At 51.2% G+C, this 25515-nt stretch carries 22 protein-coding genes and 1 pseudogene; 6 read left to right on the top strand and 17 right to left on the bottom strand.

Going from position 1 to position 25515, the window contains the following annotated elements:
* Positions 1-479: 479 nt before the first annotated feature.
* From JOD24_RS08405 to JOD24_RS08355, 11 genes and pseudogenes are all read right to left on the bottom strand, one after another.
* Positions 480-866, bottom strand: a complete 387-nt coding sequence (locus JOD24_RS08405; RefSeq protein ID WP_380163094.1) for an FxsA family protein — start codon at positions 864-866, stop codon at positions 480-482.
* Positions 867-878: 12 nt separating this feature from the next.
* Positions 879-1316 carry an acyl-CoA thioesterase gene (locus JOD24_RS08400; protein ID WP_380163010.1) on the bottom strand — a complete coding sequence of 146 codons (438 nt, stop codon included), beginning with the start codon at positions 1314-1316 and terminating at the stop codon, positions 879-881.
* A 302-nt stretch (positions 1317-1618) separates the two neighbouring features.
* Positions 1619-3370, bottom strand: a complete 1752-nt coding sequence (gene pyk, locus JOD24_RS08395) for a pyruvate kinase (RefSeq protein ID WP_380163009.1) — start codon at positions 3368-3370, stop codon at positions 1619-1621.
* Positions 3371-3385: 15 nt separating this feature from the next.
* Positions 3386-4345: a 6-phosphofructokinase gene (gene pfkA / locus JOD24_RS08390; RefSeq protein ID WP_380163008.1), complete on the bottom strand. Its 960-nt coding sequence runs from the start codon at positions 4343-4345 to the stop codon at positions 3386-3388.
* Between the two features lie 89 nt (positions 4346-4434).
* Entirely contained in the window at positions 4435-5403 is a 969-nt protein-coding gene (locus JOD24_RS08385; RefSeq protein ID WP_380163007.1) for an acetyl-CoA carboxylase carboxyltransferase subunit alpha, read from the bottom strand.
* On the bottom strand, positions 5390-6256 hold the full coding sequence (accD, locus tag JOD24_RS08380; RefSeq protein WP_380163006.1) for an acetyl-CoA carboxylase, carboxyltransferase subunit beta: 867 nt from the start codon (positions 6254-6256) through the stop codon (positions 5390-5392). Before accD ends, JOD24_RS08385 begins: the two co-directional genes overlap by 14 nt.
* A 152-nt stretch (positions 6257-6408) precedes the next feature.
* Positions 6409-7110, bottom strand: a complete 702-nt coding sequence (locus JOD24_RS08375) for a FadR/GntR family transcriptional regulator (protein ID WP_380163005.1) — start codon at positions 7108-7110, stop codon at positions 6409-6411.
* A gap of 45 nt (positions 7111-7155) precedes the next feature.
* On the bottom strand, positions 7156-8400 hold the full coding sequence (gene ystJ, locus JOD24_RS08370; protein WP_380163004.1) for an NADP-dependent malic enzyme: 1245 nt from the start codon (positions 8398-8400) through the stop codon (positions 7156-7158).
* A 180-nt stretch (positions 8401-8580) separates the two neighbouring features.
* Positions 8581-8768: pseudogene (locus tag JOD24_RS08365) on the bottom strand (nitrite/sulfite reductase); the annotation flags it as partial.
* Positions 8769-8794: 26 nt separating this feature from the next.
* Positions 8795-10180 (bottom strand): helix-turn-helix domain-containing protein, encoded by a 1386-nt coding sequence (locus tag JOD24_RS08360; protein WP_380163003.1) that lies wholly within the window; start codon positions 10178-10180, stop codon positions 8795-8797.
* 1 nt (position 10181) lies between these two features.
* Positions 10182-10388, bottom strand: a complete 207-nt coding sequence (locus JOD24_RS08355; protein ID WP_380163002.1) for a helix-turn-helix domain-containing protein — start codon at positions 10386-10388, stop codon at positions 10182-10184.
* Between the two features lie 126 nt (positions 10389-10514).
* Here JOD24_RS08355 and JOD24_RS08350 point away from each other — a divergent pair, with 126 nt between their 5' ends.
* Both JOD24_RS08350 and JOD24_RS08345 read left to right on the top strand, forming a co-directional pair.
* The gene (locus JOD24_RS08350) at positions 10515-10949 is read left to right on the top strand and encodes a helix-turn-helix domain-containing protein (protein WP_380163001.1); all 435 of its coding nucleotides are present in this window, start codon (positions 10515-10517) and stop codon (positions 10947-10949) included.
* Complete coding sequence (locus JOD24_RS08345; RefSeq protein WP_380163000.1) at positions 10946-11782, top strand: GNAT family N-acetyltransferase; 837 nt, start codon at positions 10946-10948, stop codon at positions 11780-11782. The genes JOD24_RS08350 and JOD24_RS08345 overlap by 4 nt, the downstream gene beginning before the upstream one ends.
* Before the next feature lie 441 nt (positions 11783-12223).
* Here the strand turns inward: JOD24_RS08345 and modB are convergent, their stop codons facing one another.
* A complete protein-coding gene (modB, locus tag JOD24_RS08340; protein ID WP_429246732.1) occupies positions 12224-12892 on the bottom strand; it encodes a molybdate ABC transporter permease subunit in 669 nt (222 codons plus the stop codon).
* The gene (gene modA, locus JOD24_RS08335) at positions 12889-13671 is read right to left on the bottom strand and encodes a molybdate ABC transporter substrate-binding protein (protein ID WP_380162998.1); all 783 of its coding nucleotides are present in this window, start codon (positions 13669-13671) and stop codon (positions 12889-12891) included. Before modA ends, modB begins: the two co-directional genes overlap by 4 nt.
* A gap of 564 nt (positions 13672-14235) precedes the next feature.
* On the opposite strand from modA, the gene JOD24_RS08330 reads away from it, so the two are divergent.
* Positions 14236-15129 carry an ion transporter gene (locus tag JOD24_RS08330; protein ID WP_380162997.1) on the top strand — a complete coding sequence of 298 codons (894 nt, stop codon included), beginning with the start codon at positions 14236-14238 and terminating at the stop codon, positions 15127-15129.
* A gap of 393 nt (positions 15130-15522) precedes the next feature.
* On the opposite strand, the gene JOD24_RS08325 is transcribed toward JOD24_RS08330, so the two are convergent.
* Positions 15523-17010, bottom strand: a complete 1488-nt coding sequence (locus JOD24_RS08325) for a cobyric acid synthase (RefSeq protein WP_380162996.1) — start codon at positions 17008-17010, stop codon at positions 15523-15525.
* Between the two features lie 27 nt (positions 17011-17037).
* Positions 17038-18438 (bottom strand): cobyrinic acid a,c-diamide synthase CobB, encoded by a 1401-nt coding sequence (locus tag JOD24_RS08320; protein WP_380162995.1) that lies wholly within the window; start codon positions 18436-18438, stop codon positions 17038-17040.
* Between the two features lie 957 nt (positions 18439-19395).
* On the opposite strand from JOD24_RS08320, the gene JOD24_RS08315 reads away from it, so the two are divergent.
* Positions 19396-20955, top strand: a complete 1560-nt coding sequence (locus tag JOD24_RS08315; protein WP_380162994.1) for an ABC-F family ATP-binding cassette domain-containing protein — start codon at positions 19396-19398, stop codon at positions 20953-20955.
* A gap of 364 nt (positions 20956-21319) precedes the next feature.
* The gene (locus tag JOD24_RS08310; RefSeq protein ID WP_380162993.1) at positions 21320-21967 is read left to right on the top strand and encodes a spermine/spermidine synthase domain-containing protein; all 648 of its coding nucleotides are present in this window, start codon (positions 21320-21322) and stop codon (positions 21965-21967) included.
* Between the two features lie 318 nt (positions 21968-22285).
* On the opposite strand, the gene JOD24_RS08305 is transcribed toward JOD24_RS08310, so the two are convergent.
* Together JOD24_RS08305 and JOD24_RS08300 are read right to left on the bottom strand one after the other, a co-directional pair.
* Positions 22286-23428, bottom strand: a complete 1143-nt coding sequence (locus JOD24_RS08305) for a glycerate kinase (RefSeq protein WP_429246731.1) — start codon at positions 23426-23428, stop codon at positions 22286-22288.
* Positions 23429-23595: 167 nt separating this feature from the next.
* On the bottom strand, positions 23596-24141 hold the full coding sequence (locus JOD24_RS08300; protein ID WP_429246730.1) for a hypothetical protein: 546 nt from the start codon (positions 24139-24141) through the stop codon (positions 23596-23598).
* Between the two features lie 424 nt (positions 24142-24565).
* On the opposite strand from JOD24_RS08300, the gene JOD24_RS08295 reads away from it, so the two are divergent.
* Positions 24566-25126 carry a hypothetical protein gene (locus JOD24_RS08295; protein ID WP_429246729.1) on the top strand — a complete coding sequence of 187 codons (561 nt, stop codon included), beginning with the start codon at positions 24566-24568 and terminating at the stop codon, positions 25124-25126.
* The last annotated feature ends 389 nt before the right edge of the window (positions 25127-25515 follow it).

Genomic DNA, 25515 nt, shown 5'->3' with positions numbered 1-25515 from the left:
TCCAAGCATATAAAAAAGGTAATGAAATCCCCCCAAAAAGGTGGAACAGGAGATAGGGCCAAAATTTTCTATGAGTGATTTTCTCTGCGATCACAGAACAACAGACCCGCAAAAATAGAACACTATAAATATCGATAGCACCATGGCCCAATGCGCTTCAGTAAAAAGGTAATAACCGAGCATCGTCAATAAGCTGGCAATTATAGATACGAACCCTTTTCTCAGGAACATCTCGATCAAAAAACTCACTCCCCTGTCAATTCGTTCTTATAATTGTTTGTGAAATACAAAGTTTACCCTATATGTTGTATTCTCTTTGTCGAAAAAAACTCCTATCAACATCTTCACAGAGAGATCGAACGCTTGTATTTGTTCAATATCCAACTCAAAAAAAATGCGGCCATGTGGCCGCAGGAAACACTAAATATGCTGCAATAAAATCACCTCAGAAGGAAGTGGGTAGGAACCCATCCTTCATTCTAACGACGAAGGTACCAACGGATGCGTCCTTCGTTCATCCATTGCATCAGTTTTCGTTGGAGCAACAGCTTGACCATTCCCCGGACATAAGGGATCAAGAGCAAAATCCCCAGAATATCGGTGAAAAATCCTGGCACAACAAGAAGCAAGCCTCCCGCCAGGATACAGATGCCATCTAACAGGGCATCCCCTGGCAATTCATTCTGGGAAAGCTGAATCTGAGCCAGCCGCAAAGTCTGCAGACCCTGCCTGCGGGCAAAGTACCAACCAGCCAAGCCCGTGGCGATGACCAAGAGAACTGTCGGGGTCGCCCCGATCCACTTGCCTGCAGTGACCAAGCCCCAAATCTCCACAGCAGGCACGATAATCATGAACAAAATCAACATACGAAACACAGGTCATTCCTCCGTTTGCCCGGAAATACGTTCGGACAATAACCGGAACAGCTGGGGCTCCTTCCTCTCCAGATTCAACCGCTTCAAGTTCCGATCCGTCCAAAAATGGATAGTCTCTCCCCGGGCCAGCAAGAGCTCATCATCCATCCGGTACACTTCGTAACAAAATGTGATCTTCGGTCCCCGCATCTCCCCGACCCACGTCCGTATAGACAAAGTGTCATCATACTGTGCAGGGGAGATATACCGGCAGTGGAGATCGACAACCGGCAACAGCAATCCCCGCTTTTCTAATTCGCCGTATGAGAGACCCACTTTCCGAATCCAATCGGTACGGCCCACCTCAAACCAAGTCGCGTAATTGCTGTGGTGAGCCACTCCCATCTGATCCGTCTCCTGATAGCGTACACGAAATTGACTTTGATCCCGACGGGGTTTCATTACGTTTTCGTTACACCTCCGATTTCATGGGCATTACATAAATTCGCACCTGAAAACACATAATGTGAATAACCAAACCCGTTGGTTCTATATAGAATAATCATAGACAAACCGATGAGGAAGTATGGCCGACATGGGGAAAGGGGGGATCTGAAGTGAAACTGCGACGGCGCAAGAAGCGGCGCAAAAAGCTTCGTTGGTGGATTTATCCCCGTCTGCGTACAAGTTGAAACCGTCCTCCTTCATTCAAAGGGATACCGTTTGTGAGCCAAAAAGCGCTGGAAATCCAGCGCTTTTTGCGGTTAGAGGACATTGGCCCGACCCGAATAAATATGCCCTCGCTCTGCATCCACCGTGATTTCCATTCCGTCTTCAAATAATCCGGTAGCACCTGAGACTCCCACCACCACCGGAATGCCCAGACTGAGACCCACCACCGCCGCATGAGAGGTAAGGCCTCCCTGTTCCACAATGACGGCCGCCGCCCGCTTAAAGGAGTCCATCATATCCTTATCTGTGTTCCGGGTGACTAAAATGGCATCGTCCTTCATCTTGGAACGCAACTCTTGGGCAGTCACACCGGAAACCACTTCACCGGTGAGCACCTTTTTTCCGATTCCTTGCCCTTTGGCCAGGATATCACCGACCACATGGACTTTCATCAGATTGGTAGTACCTGATTTTGCCACAGGAACCCCCGCCGTAATGACTACAAGTTCCCCATGGTGAACATAGCCGGACTGAATCGTGGATTGAATCGCTGTCCCCAACATCTCATCTGTGGTTTCCACCTTCTCCCCTTCGACGGAGACAATCCCCCAGACCAAAGCCAGGTGTCGCATCACCTGCTGATTCCGGGTAACAGCTACGATCGGAGCCCGGGGACGATACTTAGAGACCATGCGGGCGGTTTTTCCACTTTCAGTGGATGTGATAATCGCCGATGCTTTCAGAGTGTCAGCTGTATGTACCACAGCTTGGCTGATCGAATCGGGTATGCTCATGTCCAGTGCCCGAATCCGCTCTTGGAACAAATCCGCGTATTGAAGAGACTCCTCCGCCCGGGAAGAGATGATCGCCATGGTCTCCACCGCTTCTACCGGATATTTCCCACTGGCGGTCTCCCCGGAGAGCATCACCGCATCGGTTCCGTCAAAAATGGCGTTAGCCACATCGCTGGCTTCTGCTCGGGTCGGGCGCGGGTTACGCTGCATGGAGTCCAGCATTTGGGTGGCAGTGATCACCGGTTTTCCCTGGTGATTGCATTTGCAGATCATCTCTTTTTGTAGCACTGGAACTTCCTCTGCGGGAATCTCCACTCCCAGATCCCCCCGGGCCACCATGATTCCATCGGAGACATTCAAGATCCCATCCAGATTGTTGACGCCTTCCTCATTTTCGATCTTAGAGATAATATGGATATCGGCATTGTGTTCCTCCAGGATTTCTCGGATCTCCAGCACATCGTTGGGTTTTCGAACAAAGGAAGCCGCAATGAAATCTACCCCGTGTTGGACCCCGAACCGAATATCCTCCGCATCTTTCTCGGTGATTCCCGGCAATTGAAGGGAAACCCCGGGCAGGTTGACTCCTTTTCGATCCTTGAGTGGACCTCCGTTCTCAATACGGCAGGTGATTTCGGTTCCTTCCACCTTCTCCACCTGAAGGCTGATCAAGCCATCATCTACCAATATGATGGAGCCGGGTTGAACATCCTCTGTCATCCTCTTATAGGAGATCGACACCCGGGAAGCATCCCCCTCTACCTCCTCCGTGGTCAGGATGATCTGCTCCCCGGTCTTCAGTTCCACCTGTTCCTCTCTGAGGACACCGGTGCGAATCTCCGGTCCCTTGGTATCGAGGAGAATGGCAACAGTTTGACCCAGCTCCTTCTCCACTTGGCGAATCCGTTCAATCCGACGGAGGTGTTCCTCATGATTTCCGTGGGAAAAATTGAGCCGGGCCACATTCATTCCGGCTTGAACCAATTTTCGAAGTGTCTCCGGTTGTTCACTGGCCGGTCCGATAGTACATACGATCTTCGTCCTGCGCATCCAAAGCCTCCCTTTCTATATAGCCAAAATCCCCGCTAACTCGTAAATAGACACATCTGGTTTGTGCTTCATGGCAAAAACCTCTTGAAAATCGAGTCCCACCACCCGATTATTCTGCATCGCCACCATATGATGGCTCGTGCCTTCCAGCAAAAGATCCACCGCTTTGGCACCCATCCGGCTCGCCAAGACACGGTCCGAGGCGGTCGGAGAACCCCCTCGTTGAATATGGCCCAGCACGGTGACACGGGTTTCACGTCCGGTCTTCTCCTTGATTTGGTGCCCGATGTCCACCCCACTGCCCACTCCTTCAGCGACGATAATGATGCTGTGTCGCTTGCCCCGTCGGTTTCCCCGCTCCAACCGCTCCACAATCTCATCCAGATTGAACTCGGCCTCCGGGATCAGAATCGATTCCGCCCCGTCGGCTAATCCCGCCCACACAGCGATATCCCCAGCATTGCGTCCCATCACTTCCACCACATAGGTCCGTTCATGGGAAGTGGCGGTATCCCGGATGCGGTCAATACACTGGATCACTGTATTAATGGCTGTATCAAAGCCAATGGTAAAATCGGTCCCTGGAATGTCGTTGTCGATAGTTCCCGGAACTCCCACCGTCGTCAACCCTTTGGCAGCCAATTGCTGAGCTCCCCGGAAGCTTCCATCCCCGCCGATCACCACTAGGCCTTCCACCCCTTGTTTGCTCAGGTTCTCCAGAGCTTGGGCCTGTCCCTCCGGAGTTTTGAACTCTTCACTCCGGGCCGTGTGCAGAATCGTGCCTCCTCGGTGAATAATATCCCCAACGGAGCCCAGATTCATCGATTTAAAATCTCCTTGAATCAAGCCGGCGTAACCACGTTGGACTCCCACCACTTCCAAGCCGTGGTGATGACCTTTACGTACGACGGCACGAATGGCTGCATTCATTCCTGGGGAGTCTCCCCCACTGGTAAGAACCGCGATGCGTTTCATCCCTGTTCACCTCGTTTTTCAATTCTTCTCCCACCCCTCCGGGACAACATGAGTCCCAGCGAGACAAAAGAGAAACCGTGGCAAGCGCATTAATCCACGGTACGGTATACACCAATTTTCTCAAATTTCCGGTGCCGATCCAAAACCAGCTGATCCTCATCCATTTCGAGCAAGGGATACAAAGATTCCAGCAACGCTTCTTTAATTTGTCTGGCTTGGTTGGCAGGATCTTTATGGGCGCCTCCCTTGGGTTCCGGGATCACCCTTTCAACCACACCCAGTTTCTCCAAATCTTGAGCAGTGATTTTGAGGGCAGCTGCCGCTTCCTGTGCCTTGGCCGCATCCCTCCACAGGATCGCCGCCGCCCCTTCAGGTGAGATCACCGAATAATAGGCATGCTCCAGCATCAGCAGACGGTTGCCCACGCTGATCGCCAAGGCTCCACCACTGCCGCCCTCTCCGGTGACTACACAGAGGATAGGAACACGGAAACCCGCCATCTCCCTGAGATTTCTTGCAATCGCTTCACTTTGTCCTCGCTCTTCTGCCTCCACCCCAGGGTGGGCCCCTTGAGTATCGACAAAAGTGATAATGGGACGTCCAAATTTATCCGCCTGTTGCATCAGACGAAGGGCCTTGCGATAACCTTCTGGATGAGGAAGTCCAAAATTGCGGGCGATTTTATCTTTGGTATCTTTGCCCCGCTCATGACCGATCACCGTCACCGGTCGCCCATCCAGCTTGGCGATCCCCCCGATGATCGCAGGATCGTCCCCATAGAGCCGGTCTCCGTGAAGCTCCATAAAATCGGTGAAGATGAAACGGATATAATCGGTGGTTGTCGGGCGGGAAGGATGGCGAGCAATCTGCACCTTCTGCCAGGTCGTCAAATTCCCATAGATTTCCTCTTCCAACCGACGGGCCTTCTCTTCCAATGTCGAGATTTCTTTGGAGAGATCGATCGATTTCTCTTGCGTAAACTTCTGCAACTCCTCAATTTTCTCTCTCAGTTCCACCAATGGCTTCTCAAAAGGGAGTGGTCCGTTAGTGATTCCCATCTTGATCCCTCCCGCTGTGGAAATCCAAAATCCGGATGAGCGTCTCCCGCAACTCCCACCGGTGAACCACCTCATCCAGTTGCCCATGTTTCAAAAGAAACTCGGAGGTCTGGAAGTCTTCGGGCAATTTTTGACGAACGGTCTGCTCGATCACCCGCCGTCCGGCAAATCCGATCAGAGCACGGGGTTCTGCCAGATTGATATCCCCCAAAGAAGAAAAGCTGGCAGAAACCCCTCCAGTGGTGGGATGGGTCAGGACCGAGACGAATAAGACCCGCTCTCTGTGCATCCGTTCCAATGCGACACTCGTTTTGGCCATCTGCATCAGCGAGAGGACCCCTTCCTGCATGCGGGCGCCACCGGATGCGGAGAACAGGATGAAAGGATACCCTTTCGTGGCAGCCTGATCGGCGGCACGGGCGATTTTCTCTCCCACGACAGAACCCATGCTCCCCATGCGAAAGCGAGAATCCATCACACCGACAACAGAGGGATACCCGCCGATCGTCCCTTCTCCAGTCACCACAGCCTCGTTCAGCTCAGTCTTTTTCCGATCTGCCTCTAACTTTTCGGCATAATTTGGAAAGGAGAGGGGATCCTCGGAAATCAGATCCGTATCATATTCAAAAAAATGGCCTTCATCCACGATCATCCGAATCCTCTCGGGAACGGACAGTGAGTAGTGATGGTCACAGTTTCCGCAGACCTTCAAATTCTTTTCCAGTTCTTTGGCAATCATGATATGTCCGCAGTTGGGACATTTCTGCATGATTCCCTCCGGAATCTCCTTCTTCGCCTGCTCCGAAGGGATGGTTGCATATCGTTTCTGTTTGCGAAACAGATCTTTGAACACGCTCAAACACCTCATCCGTGTCTAAATCCGAACCTTTCCCCTCCCGGGGACCGGGGCTCCCCGGCGGCGCAAAAATTCATCCTCGTGTACCGGAGTCATCATAGCACAGAACAAAACATGATAGCAATGAGACGCCCGCTATGGGACGACGACTACAGATCCTGATAACTCTGACCCTCCACACGAAAAAAACCCGCCACGGACAGATGCATTTCTAGGCTCCGTTCCGCTTTGCGAGGGTTCCCTTCCCGGATCGCGTCCAAAATATCCCGGTGTTCTTGGAGGGCTTGTTGCAGGCCACCCCTGTGATGGAGAGAGTTTTCCCCTACGGTCTGCCCATATTGAATCAACGGATACCAAACCCGAAGTAAAAGATGGTTACAGGAGGACTGCATCATAAGCCGGTGAAATTCATAATCCTCTTCCACCGGCACTTCCCCTGCCATTACTTTTTTCTCCATGTCAGACCAGATCCCTTCCAGAGCCGATAGGTCCTCTTCACGGGCTCGGAGAGCCGCCAGCCGGACGGCCCCTGTCTCCAAAAGGATTCTCATCTCCAACAAATTGTTCTGAGTGGTCCCATCCCGGAGGATGTAATAAGCGAGCAGATCCACCAGACGATGTGACCGATAAGGTTGTAAAAATGTACCCAGTCCACGCCGTGTAGTGATAATCCCCAAAAACTCCAAGGCCCGTAGGGCTTCCCTCACCGTAGACCGTCCCACCTGAAGACGGGAGACAAGCTCCCGCTCCGAAGGGATTCGATCCCCGGGTTTCAAGTTGCTCTCATCGATCACTTCGTGGATGCGGAGCAAAATGGATTGAAATTTGGACGAACCAGCTTCTATTACCACGGTCTTTTGATCACACCTCGCTTGACAGACATCCTTTTCCCAGAATCAATCGGTGTTGGAGGAATTATGAATCAATTGCATCGTCCGTTCATAAATCTCCTTTGGATCCCTTTGCAGACGGGCCACGCCTGTTTCCATCGCCACTCGTGCCACCTCTGCTGCCACATTGGGAGCCACGTCCGGTTGAAAAGCAAAGGGAATCACATGGTCAAAGGCGAGTTGATCCTCATCGATCCGATCAGCGATCGCCCGGGCCGCTGCCACCTTCATCTCCTCATTGATGTTGCGGGCGCGAACATCCAAGGCCCCCCGGAAAATCCCAGGGAATGCCAGAACGTTATTTACCTGATTGGGAAAATCGGAACGCCCCGTACCCACCACTTTGGCTCCTGCCGCATAGGCCTCCTCGGGCATAATCTCGGGAACAGGATTGGCCATAGCGAAGATAATCGAATCCCGGTTCATGGATCGCACCATTTCTGGAGTGACCGCTCCCGCCACCGACACCCCGATAAAGACATCGGCTCCATTCATCGCATCAGACAGAGAGCCACGAATCCCCCTGGGGTTGGTCTCTTGCGCGATTTTCTCCTTCACGCTGTTCATGCCTTCGCTTCTTCCCTCATAGAGGGTACCCTTGCTATCACACATGATGATATCTTTCACCCCGAGAGAGAGCAACAGCTTGACAATCGCCATGCCAGCGGCGCCTGCTCCGTTGGCCACCACTCGGATCTCTTCCATTTTCTTGTCCACAATTTTCAACGCATTGATCAGGCCCGCGAGGGTCACGATCGCCGTTCCGTGTTGATCGTCGTGAAAGACAGGAATATCTACTTCTTTTTTCAATCGCTCTTCGATGACAAAACATTTGGGAGCGGCAATATCCTCCAGATTCACCCCTCCAAATGTGGGAGCGAGCAATTTTACCGTTTCCACGATTTTATCGATCTCTTGGGTATCGACACAGAGGGGAAAAGCATCTACTCCGGCAAATGCCTTGAACAGAACCGCTTTTCCTTCCATCACAGGCATCGCCGCGTGAGGCCCGATATTCCCCAGTCCCAGCACCGCCGTACCATCTGATACTACAGCCACCAGATTCCCCTTCATCGTATAATCAAACACTTTGCCCGGATCCGTATGGATCTCCTTGCAGGGCTCGGCCACACCCGGTGAATAGGCAAGACTGAGATCGTTGGAATTGCTGACAGGCACTTTAGAATGGACCGTCAATTTCCCTTGTTGTTCCAGGTGCAACTTTAGAGCTTCTTCTCGCAAAGAAGACAAAGACTTCAACCCCTTCGATTCTGGTGGCAGTGGTCAGACCACCCATGGAATATCCCCCATTATAGCAGAAGCTCTCTGTGGGAGAAAGCACACGAGTCGATGACCTCAAACGAAGGTGTCGGATAAACCCCAGGTCGGCGGGGATTGGGTTGACCGAAATCCCGACGCGATCATGGCACAAAAAAAAGACGAAACACCTCGGTTTCGTCTCCTCCTCTTGATCCCTTGCAAACCGATATCCGCGAATGGGGACATCCCATCATATGAATCCCGACGGGCACATCGAGATCCGCCTGATTATCCAAGTATTGCGCGATTCAGCGCATCACTTCCTTGGTCTCCACCAGGGCCAGATTGCTGTATTCAATCCGGTACAGCAGACAGCTTCGACTCATCAACGGGCAAGGATCCCCTCCTCCGGAAGCGGAACCTGATCACAGGGATCAGACTTCACCCCCCTCCGTCCACACTCAAATTCATAAATCTTCCGCAAGCAACATAAGAATTCCTTCTCATCCCTGCCTTCCCAGGATTCTGCCAATCGAAGCCGGAGTACCCGTTCCAGATTCGGATCACTGACGATACCGAGGATTCGTAATCCTTCTTCATAATGGAGGGTCGCTCCGGAAAAGTTCTTTCGCTCCCTTTCGCTGTCCCCCCAAGCCAAATACAACCGGGCCAGCAAATCAGGCCTGTTCGCTTCCTGTCCAAGATTTCGCGCCCTCTTAAAGGATGTGGAAGCCTCCCGCCATTCCCGGTTCCTGGTGTGGTACTGCCCGAGTAACGTCCACCCCTGGATCTGTGCCGCCGCGGGAACCGAATCCCCGATCCGCGCCAACAAACGAAGGTACCCTTCGGACCTCTGGGAATCCCCACTCATGAGAGAAGCTTCCGCCAGAACCCCAGCCAGTTCGTACATTTTGCCCACTTGACTTTCAGCCACTGCCCGCTTCAATCCCTCCTGGGCAAACTGAAGGGCCTTACCGTACTGATGCAATTCGAGATGGATCCGGGCCCGAAGCACAAAGAGGGAAAGAGCGCCCTCTGAAAAGGAGCTTCTGTCCACTGACGTCCATACGATCCGCAGAGTGGACAGGGCCTCCCACTGCCGTCCCATTTGCAAAAGATAATGTGCTCGATTCCGCCACAGGTTGAACAGGAGTCGACTCTCTCCTGTATCGGAATCCACTTTTTTCAGAGCGCTTTGGGTCAAGAGAAGTGCACGTTTCCACTCTCCCTTCTCTCCCTGAATCTCTCCCAATCCGCAGTAGGAGGCTGCTTCGATAGACTCCTCCGATTCAGAGGGTTTTCTTTGGGAGAGTCGGATCGCCAACTGAAAACAACGCTCCGCCCGGTTTAAGTTCCCTACGCTGAAGAAACATGCTCCCTTTAACAGATGATATTTGGAACTTTTCAGCCCTCCCGTTCCTCGGGTTCGCTCCAACTCCCGGAGTGCTTCCACCGGATGACCCGAACGCAGAAAAATTTCAGCTATCAAGAGGGGCTCCTCCCATCCACTCTCAACGGAAGATAATCTCCCCTTCCAATCCTTTTCTCCCAGCTGCAACTTGTTCAGAAGAAGAACAAATTTCTTCGGACGAACCCGGGGAACTCCCCTTTCAATATTGCTGATCGTGGCGACAGAAAGACCCGCTCCCGCCAAATCTTCCAGGCGGAGCCCCCGTTCTTTACGTTGTTGCCGAATCCACCTTCCCAGTTCGACAGGACTCAATCCCTGAAACCAGGGCTCCTCCCGCTGTTTTCCAAGGTTGTTCTCCATATCAATCATCTCCATTATAGAAGAGATATTCAACGGAAACCCCATAGTAGCGGGCCAGTTTCACCTTGATGTCATCCCGGGGAACCCGTTGCCCATTTTCATACATCTGTAATGCGCTCACACTAATTCCGATCTCATCAGCCACCTCCATCCGACTTCGATGCCCTCGCAGGGAAATCAACTTGTCCACCATATTGCCTTTATTCATCGCCACCACCTATGACACAATTTGTGCTACTTCTATTATAAATAACAATACGTGCCTTTTGAATACATATTGTGAAATTCACACGTTATGTGTTAAATTAAACAAAGAAGGAGGGGGGCGGACGACATGCGTATACTGGGACTACGGCTTCGCACCTTGCGATTGGAGAAAAAGATGCGCCAAGAAGATCTGGCCCGGGAAATCGGAATCAGCAAAAGCGCCGTCGGAATGTATGAACGGGGAGAACGGGAACCCTCTTTAAACTTGTTGACGGAAATCGCCGATTTCTTCCGGGTTTCTGCTGATTTCCTCCTGGGCCGCAGTGACAGAGCTTCGCTCCTCTCCCATCCGCGCCAAGATTCGGATCCTCCTGGCACCGATGGAAATCTAAAAAATTTCCTCACCCGCAAAGACCTTCATTGGGAGTACATCCCATTGGCCAATAAAGAATTGCGAGCTGTCAAGGAACTGATGGAAGTGGTGGTTCGTGAACGATCGGCTCACTATGAAGTGAATCCGAATCAAATGAGAAAAGCGGATCGAAAAGGGCTGAAAGAATGACCGGACGTATCATCCCACTAACCCGGAAACATCTGAGGGAGGTTGTCACCCTGTCCGACAAACTGGGCTGGGACTACTCTCTTAAAGAGTTGGAGTTGGCCCTACATACCGGCCGGTTGTTCGGATTTCATAAGGAAGACGGGAAAATCATCGCCACCAGCGCGATCTTTCCCTGGTCCGGTCTCTGCTCCCTCGGAATGGTGATGGTCCATCCGGGGTACCGCAAGATCGGACTGGGGCGACAGATGACCATCCATGCACTGAAAGTTGTAGCAAATACCCCCGTGATGCTCGTCGCCACAGAGGAAGGGAAGCCTCTCTATGAAAAGCTGGGTTTTCAAAGGGTAAGTCAACTGCACAAACTGGTGACCTCATCCTATCTTCGGGATGAAGCCCCTGCCGATGGATATACTCTCACCCCGATTATACCGGAGGATGCAGATCGCATTCTCGCCTTAGACCAACATGCTTTCAAGGGAGACCGTGGCTCTTTTCTGAAGCTGAGAATGGAACGATCAGCCCACGGATTCAAGCTGGAAACAAATCGTGGCGAAATCACGGGATATGCTCTCAGCTTTCAGAACCCCGCCATGCTGGTGATCGGACCTGTGGTCGCCCCCGGGCCTCTGTCCGCCTTGCGGCTGATCCATCACATCGCATCCTCTCATCAAGGCAGGATGCGGGTGGATCTGTTCCCTGACCCCCATCTAACAGTAGAATTGGAAAGGTCAGGTTTCCGAATCGACCGAAAACCGCCGGTGATGATGAAAAACGGAGACGCTCTCCCCACCCGCCCTCATCTGTATGCAGTGGCTGCCCAGGCCTACGGTTAGTAGCGTTGTCTCCTCCAACCCGTTTCCTTGTTTATAGAAGACGAAGGAGAATCATCATCCGCTCTTCGGATGGGGAGGATCACAACACACTCCAGATACTCCCGACCCGGGCTGTTGATGAACCCTAAAGTGGATGATGGGAACGAAACGACCCTTTCGCTCTTCCCATTGCCCCCATCGTATGGCTTAAGGGGACGGGGATGGTGGGAGGGCTACGATCTCTTGCAAAGAAAGCATAGCGAGACCCGGGAGCGGAAAGCGACCCTGGCGAGACTTGTGCCCTATGGGTGCAAAGGCTCTTCATCGTCCTACCTGATTTCCTACCTGAAATAGACCTGACTCCCGACGTGATCCATCGGACCCAAAACTGCTTTACAAAAAGAGGCGACCCTCCCGTCTGGATGGGAAGGTCGCCTCTGGGTCTCCGATGGGAAGCCATTTTCACTCTGGCTTCTGCTGAATCCTATGGACCACACTCAACAAGGCAAAAGAAATCAACAAAATCATTCCCACCCAATAAACGGCCATCCCCATCTCTCCTGACTCCACGGCAATGTAGATCGCTGTGGGCAAGGTTTGTGTCTGCCCCGGAATATTGCCGGCAAACATCAACGTCGCTCCAAATTCTCCAAGCGCACGAGCAAACCCTAGCGTATAGGCTGTAAGCAGAGAACGCCACGCAAGGGGGAGGGTGACAAACCATAACACCTGCACCTCCCCGGCCCCCATGGAGCGAGCCGCATCCTCCAAGTCTGGGTCGATGGATTCCAAACCGGTTTTAATCATCTGATATACCAAGGGAAAAGCAACCACGATCGCCGCAATCACAGCGGCCCACCAAGTGAACACCACCGGTTGGGAAAACACCCATTCGATCACTTGCCCCAGCCAACTGTTCCGCCCCAAAAGAATCAAAAGTCCAAATCCCACCACAGACGGCGGTAACACCAGCGGCAACATGCACAAGGTTTCCCATACCTGTTTCCCCGGAAAAGTCCGCCCTTTCATCCACCCGGCTATTCCTAAAGCCAGCATAAACACAATGACACTGGATACCGATGCAACCTCCAAGGACAGACGGACAGGGAACCAAAAACCGGACTCCATCATTTCTCTGCAGCATCCTGAAACCCGTATTTATGGAAAATCGCTCGCGCTTTTTTTCCATCCAGCCAATCATAGAATCGATCGGCCTCCTCCCGGTTTGGAGAGCCTTTCACTACACCCATGGGATACACGATCGGACGATGACTCCCAGCCGGTGCTGTTGCCGCCACAGTGACTCGATCCGATGTTTGCGCATCGGTCCGATATACCAAACCAGCATCCACATTCCCAGTCTCCACGTAAGTCAACACCTGCCGTACATCCCCAGCAAACACCATCCGGGATTGCAACGAGTCCCACAATTTCATGAACTGTAAAGTTTGTTTGGAGTACTCCCCCGCAGGCACCGTCTTCGGTTCGCCGACAGCAATCTTACTCGCCTGGGCCAAATCCTCAAACCCTTTGATTTTTTCCTCATTTCGAGACACAATCAGCACCAACTCATTATGTAAGAAAGATCGGTGATGATCTGATACGATCTGCCCTTCTTGGATCAAAACATCCATCTCTTTTTCGCCAGCGGAAATAAACAGATCTGCTGGTGCCCCCTGTTCAATCTGTTGTTGCAGTTTACCCGAGGATGCAAAACTGGGGACCAATTTCACATGACGGTGTTCCTGTTCGTATACCTTTTTTACTTCCTGAACCACATCTGTCAGACTGGCCGCAGCCAATAGATAAAGCTCGGTCTCTTCGTTATGGGATTCCGTCTGGGCTCCACTGCATGCAACCAATAAACTGATGATCAAAACTGGGATCCATGGAATCAGCTTGAATTTCAATGGGTCAGCCTCCTATAGCAAGGTGAAGGGTTGTCCTCCCAGTCATGTTGCTTAGCTTTTGGGCGGGGAGATCGTGTTCCTTCTCTTCATGGAATGGTCAGACATGCTTGAGTGCAGGGCCGGTCCTGAGCCCCAGTTCCTCCTTGGAAACCCCACCCTCCTTCGATGTCGGAGATCCCACTCTCTCCCTTCCCGTCACCCATTTCCTCTGACTTAACAGCCCTGACAAAAAAACTATACCATATCCACCCCGCTGTGATATTGTATAAAAGATCGGGCTTTTTGATTAGACGGATTTAGGTTTAAAGAAATACGTTAAATCTTAAGTATCATAATTCGCTCCGGTGGGCGCAAGTTGCATTACTTATCCCTCGATTCCCAGACCTTTTCCGTTAATCAACGCTCCTGACGATCCTCCCACTATTCAAGTGGATACTTCATTTTTACTGGAGGTGATCCATGAAAAAGAGAGGGGCATCTCCGTCCACCGGATGTCTGACCATGAAAGAAACAAAAAGTCGCCAAAGGGCGGTTTTTTTCATGATGAAAGGAGATTTACGGTTCATGAACATCAAGGACAGCATCGCCAGGGGGCGCCGCCGGTTGGAAGATCTGGTTCAACATCCTCTGTTTCACAAGATCATCATCGGGCTAATCCTCATGAATGCAGCGATGGTGGGATTGGAGGCATATCCATCCGTTTCGCTGAAATACGGAGATTTATTTTTGATATTGGACCAAATCTTACTCGGGATCTTTACTCTGGAATTAATTTTGCGTATACTCGGAAGTCGTTCTATTTCCGGATTTTTTCGTGATCCATGGAATCTATTTGATTTTTTATTGATCTCCGGAAGTATATTTTTCATCCACGCCCACTTTATCACGGTCCTGCGGGTACTGAGGGTATTGCGCGTCTTACGTGCCCTATCGGTGATTCCATCACTAAGAAGGCTAGTAGAGACCCTGTTGGTGACCATTCCTTCGATGGGAAACATCATGCTGTTGTTGGGCATCTTTTTTTACATATTTGCTGTCATCGGGACCTTTTTATTTCGTGAGTTGTCACCGGAGTATTTCGGCTCTCTCCATGTTACATTGCTAACCTTGTTTCAAGGAGTCACCCTCGATTCGTGGTCCAGTGTGGTGATGCGCCCTCTCATGAAGGAAGAACCTTGGGCCTGGATCTATTGTGTCACCTTTATCCTGATCGGTACCTTCGTCATCCTAAATCTGTTTATCGGAGTGATTGTAAACAAGGTAGAAAAAGTGGAAGAAGAGGAACAGGAGAAGAAAAAGGAAAAATTCAATGAACTGTTGCTACAGGAAATTAGAGACCTGCATCAAGAGGTACAAACATTAAAAGGGGTCCTCAGCGAATCGGAAAAGAAAAACCCTTCCCAAACCGATCGTGAGAGTCTTCCTGCCCATCGCAAGGATTCATTTCTTGAAACCTAAAAGGAATCGGATTTCCTCTCACCTCAAAAAAGGCATTTCCACATGGAAATGCCTTTTTTGTACTCCTTCTAATGACTCTTCTGCCCACTCCTGGAAATATTGTAAAAAAACAACGAAAGTGGAATGTGAAAACCCATCCCAACCCTCTGAATACTTCCAGTGTCTGATCCATCCAAAGCCAGGTGGGCCACATGTCGGCACCAAAGTTCTGGCTGGTGCCCCTCAAGGCAACTTTGATTTTGATTTTCAGCAAGGCGGAGGCAGGATGGTGGGGCGGCTCCGATCTCTTGCAAAGAGCGCAAAGGCGAATCAAATCCCCACCATCCTTACCTTTCTGTGATTTTCCACACAATATTCTCTGAGGGGGCACTAGTCCAAGTCCTTCCATGGGGTTCAACCCAGAATCCGGTACAACCGGTCCATATCGGTATAGGTTTTAACATGATCCGCCAGCCGATCCAAAGCGGCTTCCCTCAACTTTCGGTAATAAATGATCCCTTCCACCGGCTCCCATCCTTTCTCCCGGCGAATGTCGTTCAGCCATTCTCTGCGAAAGGAATCGTTGGCAAAAATCCCATGGAGGTCCACTCCCCAATGACGGCCATCGGGGGTGATCTGCCCTCCGTCATAAAGGGATTCCCCCTCGATCACCTGGAGGAAAGGATGGTTCATACTGCCGGAGATCCGTCGCATCCCCCCCGCCTGGATCTGATCTCCTTCCACAGGTAGTCCCGCCAGCCGCTCCGAAGTCACCACTCCCTTTACTCTAGCAGTTCTTTTTTTCGCAGAGACCAGAGTATTCACAGGGAAAAGATTTAAACCCGGAAGCCTCTGAGAGGTGGATTCAAGCGACTGCCCCAACATCTGATACCCTCCGCAGATTCCCACCACCCGCGCACCTTGCTTCATCCTGCACCGGAGTTCAGTGGATAACCCTCTTTTCTCCCAATGATGCCAGTCTTCCATCACATTCTGGCTGTCCGGCAGAATAATCACATCAGCAGAGGCAAGAGCGTCTGGACTCTCCACATAGTTGAGATAAACGTCCGGTTCCCGTTCCAAGGGATCCACATCAGTAAAATTGGCGATGCGGGGATGACGGATCACCGCGATCCGGAGAATTTCCCCATCCCCCTTTTCCCTTCGTGTCCGATGTTGAAGTGCTACGGAATCTTCTGCCTCAATGCCAAGATCAGGCAACCAAGGAATCAACCCCAACACGGGCTTGCCCGTCCTCTCTTCCAGCCAGCGGATTCCCGTCTCCATCAGGGAGGGGTCCCCTCGGAACTTGTTGATCAAAAAACCCGCCACCAACTCCCGCTCCGCAGGCTCCAACAGTTCCATCGTCCCCACCAACTGAGCGAAGACTCCACCCCGGTCGATATCTGCCACCAAGATGACCGGGGCATTCAGCCATCGGGCCACCCGCATATTGACGATTTCCCGCTCTTTCAGATTGATCTCTACCGGGCTACCCGCCCCTTCGATCACGATCAGATCCGCCTCTTGTTCCAAGCGACGATAGGATTGAGTCACGACTTTCCAGGCATATGTATGAAACTCGCCCCGGAAAGTGAAGGCATCCATATGAGAGTGGGGCTGACCCCGAAGAACAATCTGGGAGTGTCTCTCGCCGGTAGGTTTGAGCAGGATAGGATTCATATCCACCGTGGCATCCACCCCACAGGCTTCCGCCTGCACTCCCTGGGCCCGTCCGATCTCCCCACCGTCGCGGGTCACATAAGAATTGAGGGCCATATTTTGCGCCTTAAAGGGGGCCACCGCGTATCCCTCCCGCCGAAAAATCCGGCAAAAAGCCGTGGCCAGGACGCTTTTCCCCACATCGGAACCGGTTCCCTGAAACATTACACATCTCTTCACTCGCTTCAGCCCCTCTCTCCTTCCCGCTCAAAGGGAATTTCTTTTCCGCCGATATTCCATGCAGGCATGTACCCATCGCCGGGCCAGATCCCGATGGGACAAAAAATGAAGGTGCGTATAGGTGGCTAACAGGCTTCCCGTAGCAAACCCTTCCCAACCGGTCCCATACACTCCCTCCGTCTGCCAGGCCGGCTGCCATGTGGGCGACTCCAATAGACGCGAATAATGAAACTCATGCCCTCTTGCCGTCTCTCCCTTCGCCAACAGCAACGTGTCCGACGTTGCCCGAACTTCCCGATAGCCAAAGGCAGACAGCTGGGATCCCATTTCCATCCGGGCCGGGATCACCCCCACCATCGGGTATTGCCTCCTCTCGCGATCTTCCAGAAATTGACTCAGATACATGAAGCCGCCCCCTTCAGCATAAGTGGGGAGTCCTCTTTCGATCCCTTCCCGAATCGAGCGCTTCACTTCTTCGGCTCCGGCGAGCTCCTCTGCAAACGCCTCTGGAAACCCGCCCCCGAGATACAAACCCATTGCTTCTTCCGGGAGCTTCTCTCCAGCCAGAGGGCTGAAGAAGCGGAGACGGGCCCCCTCGGATTGAAGCAGTTCCAGGTTTTCCGGGTAATAAAGAAAAAAGGCCTCATCCCGAGCTACAGCAATCACCGGTCCCGAGGTGAGAGGGGAAGAAGGAGTGAACCGTGCAAATTCCGGCGGTTGCACCGAGTCCTTTGTCTCCCGGGCCAAAGCGAGCAAGGCCTTCAGATCGATGATTTCAGCCATCTCATCTGCCAACTGCTCCAGCCATTTCGGAAATTCCTGGGGGCTCAACATCGGGAGCAGCCCCAGGTTCCCTTCGGAGAGTTGATACGAGGAGTCTTGTGGAAGTCCACCCAGTACAGGCATGCCACAGGCCTCTTCAATCGCCGCTTTCAACATGCGATAGTGACCTTCGCTACCTACCCGATTCAGAATCACTCCGCCCACAGAGACGGCGGGATCAAACACTTGAAAACCCCGGACCATCGCCGCCACACTCCGGGCGGCGGCCCCTGCATCCACCACCAACACCACCGGGGCTTTCAACTCCACTGCGATTTCTGCGGTGCTTCCTTGATTACTGCGGGAGTCCTCGCCATCAAAAAGACCCATCATTCCCTCGATTAGACAGAGATCTGCCCCCTGGGCTCCTTTACAAAATACTTCTCGCATCCCATCGGTACCCAGCATCCAGGTATCCAAATTACGAGAGAGACGTCCCGTCGCCAACCGGTGCAACTCCGGATCCAGATAATCCGGTCCGGTTTTGAAAGGGTGAACCCGAATCCCCCGACGTGTCAGTGCAGACAACAGGCCCAGGGTGATCGTAGTTTTGCCTACACCGCTCCCCGTACCAGCAATCACAATCCGTGGCGGATCTACATCCATCTTTCTCCCCCCTCAACGGGAAACGCCGGGTTTCCCGATAAAATAAAAACCCCAGGGCTGTTGATTAACCAGAAAATGGGCGGCGGAAGGGAGTCGTGTGCTGCCAAAGCGAGACCTGGGAGCGGAAGCGACCCTGGCGAGACTTGTGCCCTGTGGGTGCAAAGCGACCTTTGCGCCACAGGCACTACAATCTCGATGGGCTGAAGCCCTGGAATAAAGGTAGCACCACAGGCACTACAATCTAAAGGAGCTGAAGCTCTAGAATAAGGGTTGCCATCCTACCCAGCGGAGAATCTGGAGGGAGGGCGTTTAGGGGCAACCTCTTCCCTGTGTTGCTTCCGTAAGGCTTTGCCCCTGCCCGATGGTCAGATTTGGAGCGGCCAGTTTTCACTTCCTTGCCGGATGGCAACGGTCGCGTGGGTGAACACGATCTCCCCACCCAAAATATGGCTGATCAACACGCCTGTAAAAACCCCTCTCCAAGGATGCGTACAGTCGGCATTCGCCTCTCCATACTCACGGTACCTGAATTGGCGCATCCGTTGGCTAGATCTTTTACTTCACTATAAGAGAACTGAAATGGCTCTGTCCACTCCGGTCTGGATTTGCAGGGAGACCGCCGAGTGAGAGCAAACATCCCAGGGGCTGCTTGGGACTGAAGGTCATTTTTGTATAGAGGAGAAAGGATGTGATACACTGTTAAAAGTAAAAGAAGAAGGAGGGATAGGAGTCTGATGCGTTTGTCCACCGTTCTGCAAAGGGTTTTTGGCTAATACGGGAGCAGTCTGCCCATTTTCAGGTATACGGCCAACCATTTGCAGAGCGTCGCAAACCCATCCGGCACCATCCCGGAGCATGAAGGGATCGCGACGATTCGCGATCCTTTTTTATATGGAGGGAGTCTGCACCTTGGGCAGATGGTTCGGCCGGTGAGCTGGTTTACAAGGAGGAACAAAGATGAGCTTAATTCACGTGGAAAACCTCACCCACCGCTTTGGGGACCGGACCCTTCTCGACGGGGTGGGATTCCGGTTGCTGCCAGGGGAGCATGCCGGGCTGGTGGGACCCAACGGAGTGGGAAAAACCACCTTTTTGCAGATTCTGGCGGGAACCTTGTTGCCAGACGAAGGCCGGATCCACCGTCTCCCGCGAATGCGTGTGGGGATCTTGGATCAACATTTGCATCTGAAACCAGGCGCAAGCATCCGCTCTTTTCTACAGACCGCTTTTGCCGACCTTTACAAAGCCGAGACAGAGTTGGAGAAGGTCACACATCAGATGGGGCAAGCCGCAGGAGAAGAGTTGGACCGACTGTGCAAACGGTACACCCAGCTATTGGAACAGATGGAACAAGGAGATTTTTACACGATCGACTCCCGGGTGGAAGAGACCGCCGCCGGTCTGGGGCTGACCTCCCTCGGGTTGGAAACCGACGTCAGCCGGTTATCCGGGGGACAACGGACCAAATTGCTCCTCGCCAAATTACTGTTGCAACAACCCGACTTGTTACTGTTAGATGAGCCGACCAATTACCTGGATCCGGCTCATATTGACTGGCTTGCTGAGACCCTGAAGAACTCTCCGGGGGCATTTCTACTCATTTCTCATGACCAGGAATTTATGAACCGGACTGCAGAGATTATCTTTCATCTGGAACATCGTCAAATCACCCGCTACCCCGGAGATTACACACAGTTTCTGGCCGCCTATGAACTCCGGAAACAGCAGGTGCATCAGGCATACCAGCGACAGCAAGAGGAAGTCAAGCGGTTGGAGGATTACATCCGGCGCAACAAAGCCCGGGCATCTACAGCCCGGCAAGCGAAAAGTCGGGAAAAGCGGCTGGAACGGATGGAACGGATTGATCCGCCACACTCCTCCCCTCCGCCTAAGTTTTCCTTTTCCGTCGCCATCGAGCCGGTGACGACGGTGGTGGAAGCGAAAGGATTGTCCGTCGGATACAGCAAGCCCTTATATACCGCCGTCGATTTGCAAATCAAGCGTGGCGAAAAGGTGGCCCTGGTCGGCCGCAACGGTGTGGGCAAAACGACCACCCTGCGCACGCTGCTTGGGCAAATACATCCTCTATCCGGACAAATCCGGTTGGGAGACCGGGTCCAACCCGCTTTCTTTGTCCAGGAAGAGCATGCCCCACCTCTCCATACCGCGATGGATGAGGTTTGGGCCGCTTTCCCGAATCAAACCCGCAAAGAAATCCGCCAAGCGCTGGCCCGTTGCGGAATCCGGGGGGAACATCTCATCCAGCCCCTCGCCTCCTTGAGCGGAGGAGAACAAAGCCGGGTCCGTCTCTGCAAGCTAATGCTCACCCCGGCCAATTGGCTGGTGCTGGATGAGCCTACCAACCATCTGGACGCCGCTGCCAAAGAGGTGCTACGGGAAGCTCTGCGAACTTACCCCGGCACCGTTCTCCTCGTATCTCACGAATCCGATTTCCATGAAGGCTGGGCCGATCAAGTATGGGATGTGGAACACTGGCGGCAAGAAGCCTCATTCTAGAGGCGTTGTGCATACCCTGCATTGCAGACGGTCGGGATAGGGTTTCACATTCCACAGTCAAAGACGCTCCATGGGAAACCCACCCCTCCTCCGTCCACTCCAAAAAGGATTTGGCAGATTATGAATCTCAAGGCTGTTTCCTAACTGATAAATGGGTGATAGAAGCAACAGTCTCTTTCTCTTCCCCACATCGTCAAATATGCTTCTAGAGACGGGGATGGTGGGACGGCTCCGATCTCTTGCAAAGAGCGTAAAGGCTCTTCATCGTTACAACATCCCAACCCTATTTCCTGCCTAAAACAGGGATCATCCACACACCTGCATGAATCCCTATTTTGCAGAATGAAAGAAGGGAGAAATATTATTGACTGAGCTACCGGAAGTGATCGAACGACAGCAGACCCCGCGGGGCGAATTGCAACTTCAACGCCGGGGGCATCATCTTGAATTGATCAGCAACGGGACATTTCTCATGGCTACTTACAACGGAGACTCGGAACGGGAGCTGATCCGCTCAGCCCTGCAGAACCATTCCTCACCGCGCAGGGTGTTGATCGGCGGACTGGGGGTCGGCTTCTCTTTGGCTGAAGCCCTCCTCGAGCCCCAGGTGGAACAAGTGACAGTGGTGGAGATCGAACCGCTGATCATCCGTTGGTATCAGGAATACTTCTACAAACACTCCTGCCATGCATTGGAAGATCCCCGGACGCGTCTGATCGAGGCGGACCTGGTAGAATGGATCCGCCAAGCGGAGGAACGCTTTGATGTTATCGGCCTCGATATTGACAACGGTCCGGATTGGACCGTGGTGGACTCCAACCAAGGGCTGTATACGGTGGAAGGGCTTCAGAACTTGAAGCGGCTACTGGCCCCCGACGGCATCATAACCTTTTGGAGTGCCTCCCCTGCGGAAGCATTTAAGAATCGACTGGAGTCTTTCTTCCAGGTGGAGAGGATGACCCTTCCCCATTTCAGCGGCTCCCCAGACTATCTCTTCTTGGCCCGAGCGTAGGGTGGGTTAGTAGAGGGTTCCAAATTCTGATGAGCCAAAGACACACCTGGATAAAACCTTTTCACCATCACCAGGGCTGTTGATTAACCAGAAAATAGGCAGCGGAAGGGTGTTTTGTGCAGCCATAGTGAGACCTAGGAGCGGAAGCGACCCTGGCGAGACTTGTGCCCTATGGGTGCAAAGCGACCTTTGTATCACGGGCACTACAATTTGAAATTAGGGATGCGCCATAGGCACTACAATTTGAAATTAGGGATGACTCACGCCTGCCTTTTCACAATAAAACGGCTCCAACCCCCAGAGGTTCGGGCCGTTTTCCTATTCACCCCCTCGCCGTGCCCCCAACTGCCAGACCTGAGCCAAACGAACAGCCCCTCTCTCCAGGAGATCCGGCCCCTGGCGGATCGCATCCTCCAGCAAGATCGGTCCCTCTGTGATGGGAAGCAGGACCGAAATTCCGGTTTCTTCCGCTTCACTCCAGTCCCCTTGTATCTGTCCGGCAAAAGCGACCACGGGTACCTGGTGCCGAGCGGCGATTCGAGCGATACCCACAGGGACCTTGCCATACAGGGACTGTCGATCCATCCGTCCTTCCCCAGTAATCACCAAATCCGCCTGTCGAATCTTCTCCTCCAGATCCCCCCAAGCGGCAATCCATTCCAGTCCGCTCTTCCATTCAACATGGAGTAACGAAAGCAGAGAAAAACCGAAGCCCCCGGCAGCTCCGCTACCTGGAGTCCACCGGTGATCCCTCCCAGTCACCCGCACCAGGCACTCCGCAAACCGATGCATTCCCTCCTCAAACCGGTCCAGTTCTTCCGGTGGAATCCCTTTTTGTGGACCGAAGACCTGGATGGCCCCCTCCGTTCCCAACAAGGGATGCGTCACATCCGAAGCAATGGTGATCTTAACTTTTTGCAACCGGGGATCCAGTCCGGATCTATCGATATGAGCGATCTTCCCCAAATTCCCCCCGACCGGTTCCAACAACTCCCTCTGTTGATCGTAAAAACGAACCCCCAGAGCGGCAAAAAAGCCGATTCCTGCATCCACTGTGGCACTACCTCCGAGACCGATCACCACTTCCTTCGCACCGTGGTCCAAAGCTTCCTTACATAACTGCCCCGTGCCATAAGTAGAAGCTCGGGCGGGATCCGGTTCCTCTAACAGAGCCAATCCCGAAGCCGCTGCCGTCTCAATCACAGCTAGACCTCTGTTTTCACAATACCCCCATACCGCCTCGATGCTCCTGCCGAGGGGATCCTTCACACTGGCTGTCTGCTTTCTCCCCCCAGTCCACGTCAAGATCGCCTCCACCGTCCCCTCCCCCCCGTCGGCCATCGGAACTACCGTCATCTCCCAATCGGGAAACACCTGGGCCAGACCCGCCTGAATCCGCTCCGCCGCTTCCCGGCTGCTCATGGAACCCTTGAAGGAATCCGGTGCAATCACCATATGCATTCCTCTTTTCTCCTTCCCAGTCGGTATGTATGGTCGTAAACAAAGACCAGGTGTGAAAAACCCCCCGTCAGCGGATCATACATTTTCATCCCGAAGTTTCGGCACATTTTTTGTCTTATGTTTTGGGAATAACTTCTGTACGGACAAACACTATGTTATATTCAACATTAAAGAGAAGAATTTATATCCTGTTCCTGTTGGTCGTGTTTATGCTTAATTAGGTTATTTATCATTTCTTGGGCTTGTTTTTGCATCTTGATTCTTTTTCGTGTTCGTTCCTTTTCACAAAGGGTTTCTAATAACTTCAACTTCCGAAGAGGGCCTTCTTTTAAACGAGACCATTGTATGACTTTTATTACGCTTACAACTGATATACCCTTGCCCATAGGCACGAATATAGGACCTATTCGCAACCATTCCCGAGCCTTTATCAGCCCATATAATTCTGATCTTAATTTTCGGTACAATGGCAAATGGTCAATTTCAATCCTACATAAAGTTAGAGGTATTAATATAGGTATGGCGAAAAAAGTTACAACAAAAGGCACCTCAGGGGGTAAGAGCTTATTTTTGTGTAATACATAAACTAATAAATAAAAAATTGTTATCAAGAAAACTTCGTCTTTATAAAGTGGCAGCAAGATTGGGCCTAATTTAGCTCTCCTGAAAAGCTCTTTAAGTTCATTTGAGGTCATTTTGATTAATCTTTTCATTTTGATCACCCGAGGTGGAGTTATTTTGAAAAAGATGTATTATTCTTTGTATTATTCTATCATATGCGTGCTATTTCTTCTATGTTTAATCATTGTTTCTTCATATTTTGATCTAACATGGAATTCTATACTTATTCAGGTTTTATTATTTCCTATTGTTTTGATTGCGATATTCTGGTCTTTCTTATCGCTGAGAATCTCTAAAAAGGGATTTCATAAAAAAAGTAATTTATATTTATCACAATGGGAGAGATTAGGCTTAATAATATTCTTTTTTATAACCTGCATCACAATAGCCGAATGCATGAGCCTTATTTTTTTAAGCAAAAAGATAAATTGGATGGAATTGATATCGAGAGCAATAGGAAATTTGCATTTTTTGTTTTCGTACTCTATTGAAGGAATGTCTTGGTGTTTATGGCAATTGGAAATTTGGTTGAATACATTTAATTGGAGTCAGTATTCTACAATAATAACGATGACAATTGGATTTATAACTATAATTATAAACTTAAGGATCAATAAAAAGAATCGTGTTCAAATGTACAGGCATGAAGTATACAAAAAAACATTGGAAGCGACCTTATGTGTAAAAAAAGAGGCGGATGAACTGTTGGATATTATGATAAAATATTATGATGATGAACTGAAGGAACGGGAATATATGCTTGATTCATCATCGATATTCATATTTGATAAAGGAGATTGTGAAGAAATTAAAGAAAAGGCAGAAAATAAATTTGAGAAATTAAAAAATGAAGTTCGAATGAATGGCTTATTTATTCCAGATAGAACATTTAATGAAATAAAAAGAGTCTCCGATTTATACATTGAGTTTACAAACCCGGAAGTGTTAGAACAGAATAATTCAACTGTTGATTCTAAAAGGCGATTGGTAATTGCAAGAAATCAATTATTAAAAGCCATAGTAAGCGACTTAGAGATTGATTTTAAACTAACAATGAAAGAGATATCCACTCGCTAAGAGTGATATCTGGCTTAACAAATAACGTCGCTATGCGACGTTGACTTACAGCTCTTTCTGCTCAATATAATGGTCTACGAAAACCGGACAAGTTGCTAAGTTAAGTCAGGGTACTCGACGGAAATTTTCCACCGAGCTGATAGCTCAAATCGTACTGGAAATCCTCTAATTATCTTCTGAACATAGGAACAATATACGGTTCCAACGCCATTTATGGCTGACCAACAGCACAGGGTACATCCTTATTCGTCAAGAAAGCGCCCATGACCCGCACTATAAAAAGACCGGTTACTCTGGTATTATCCCCATACGGTAGACAGTGAAAAAAGTCCATCTGGTAAGATGGACAAAAGCACTGAACTGCCGGAGGGGATTTTCTTATGGCGAAA

This window comes from Kroppenstedtia sanguinis, from assembly GCF_050433445.1.
GTDB lineage: Bacteria > Bacillota > Bacilli > Thermoactinomycetales > DSM-45169 > Kroppenstedtia > Kroppenstedtia sanguinis.
Note: the sequence above shows the minus strand (reverse complement) of the source record. Positions and strands in the feature narration are given on the sequence as shown.

Bases quoted from the DNA above. Each gene is read 5' to 3' on its own strand.
- pyk (WP_380163009.1), bottom strand. From the start codon at position 3,370: ATGCGCAGGACGAAGATCGTATGTACTATCGGACCGGCCAGTGAACAA.
- pfkA (WP_380163008.1), bottom strand. From the start codon at position 4,345: ATGAAACGCATCGCGGTTCTTACCAGTGGGGGAGACTCCCCAGGAATG.
- JOD24_RS08400 (WP_380163010.1), bottom strand. From the start codon at position 1,316: ATGAAACCCCGTCGGGATCAAAGTCAATTTCGTGTACGCTATCAGGAG.
- modB (WP_429246732.1), bottom strand. From the start codon at position 12,892: ATGATGGAGTCCGGTTTTTGGTTCCCTGTCCGTCTGTCCTTGGAGGTT.
- JOD24_RS08315 (WP_380162994.1), top strand. From the start codon at position 19,396: ATGAGCTTAATTCACGTGGAAAACCTCACCCACCGCTTTGGGGACCGG.
- JOD24_RS08360 (WP_380163003.1), bottom strand. From the start codon at position 10,180: ATGGAGAACAACCTTGGAAAACAGCGGGAGGAGCCCTGGTTTCAGGGA.
- JOD24_RS08350 (WP_380163001.1), top strand. From the start codon at position 10,515: ATGCGTATACTGGGACTACGGCTTCGCACCTTGCGATTGGAGAAAAAG.
- JOD24_RS08385 (WP_380163007.1), bottom strand. From the start codon at position 5,403: ATGGGAATCACTAACGGACCACTCCCTTTTGAGAAGCCATTGGTGGAA.
- JOD24_RS08345 (WP_380163000.1), top strand. From the start codon at position 10,946: ATGACCGGACGTATCATCCCACTAACCCGGAAACATCTGAGGGAGGTT.
- JOD24_RS08405 (WP_380163094.1), bottom strand. From the start codon at position 866: ATGTTGATTTTGTTCATGATTATCGTGCCTGCTGTGGAGATTTGGGGC.
- JOD24_RS08355 (WP_380163002.1), bottom strand. From the start codon at position 10,388: ATGAATAAAGGCAATATGGTGGACAAGTTGATTTCCCTGCGAGGGCAT.
- JOD24_RS08305 (WP_429246731.1), bottom strand. From the start codon at position 23,428: ATGCATATGGTGATTGCACCGGATTCCTTCAAGGGTTCCATGAGCAGC.
- JOD24_RS08300 (WP_429246730.1), bottom strand. From the start codon at position 24,141: ATGAAAAGATTAATCAAAATGACCTCAAATGAACTTAAAGAGCTTTTC.
- JOD24_RS08320 (WP_380162995.1), bottom strand. From the start codon at position 18,438: ATGGATGTAGATCCGCCACGGATTGTGATTGCTGGTACGGGGAGCGGT.
- JOD24_RS08330 (WP_380162997.1), top strand. From the start codon at position 14,236: ATGAACATCAAGGACAGCATCGCCAGGGGGCGCCGCCGGTTGGAAGAT.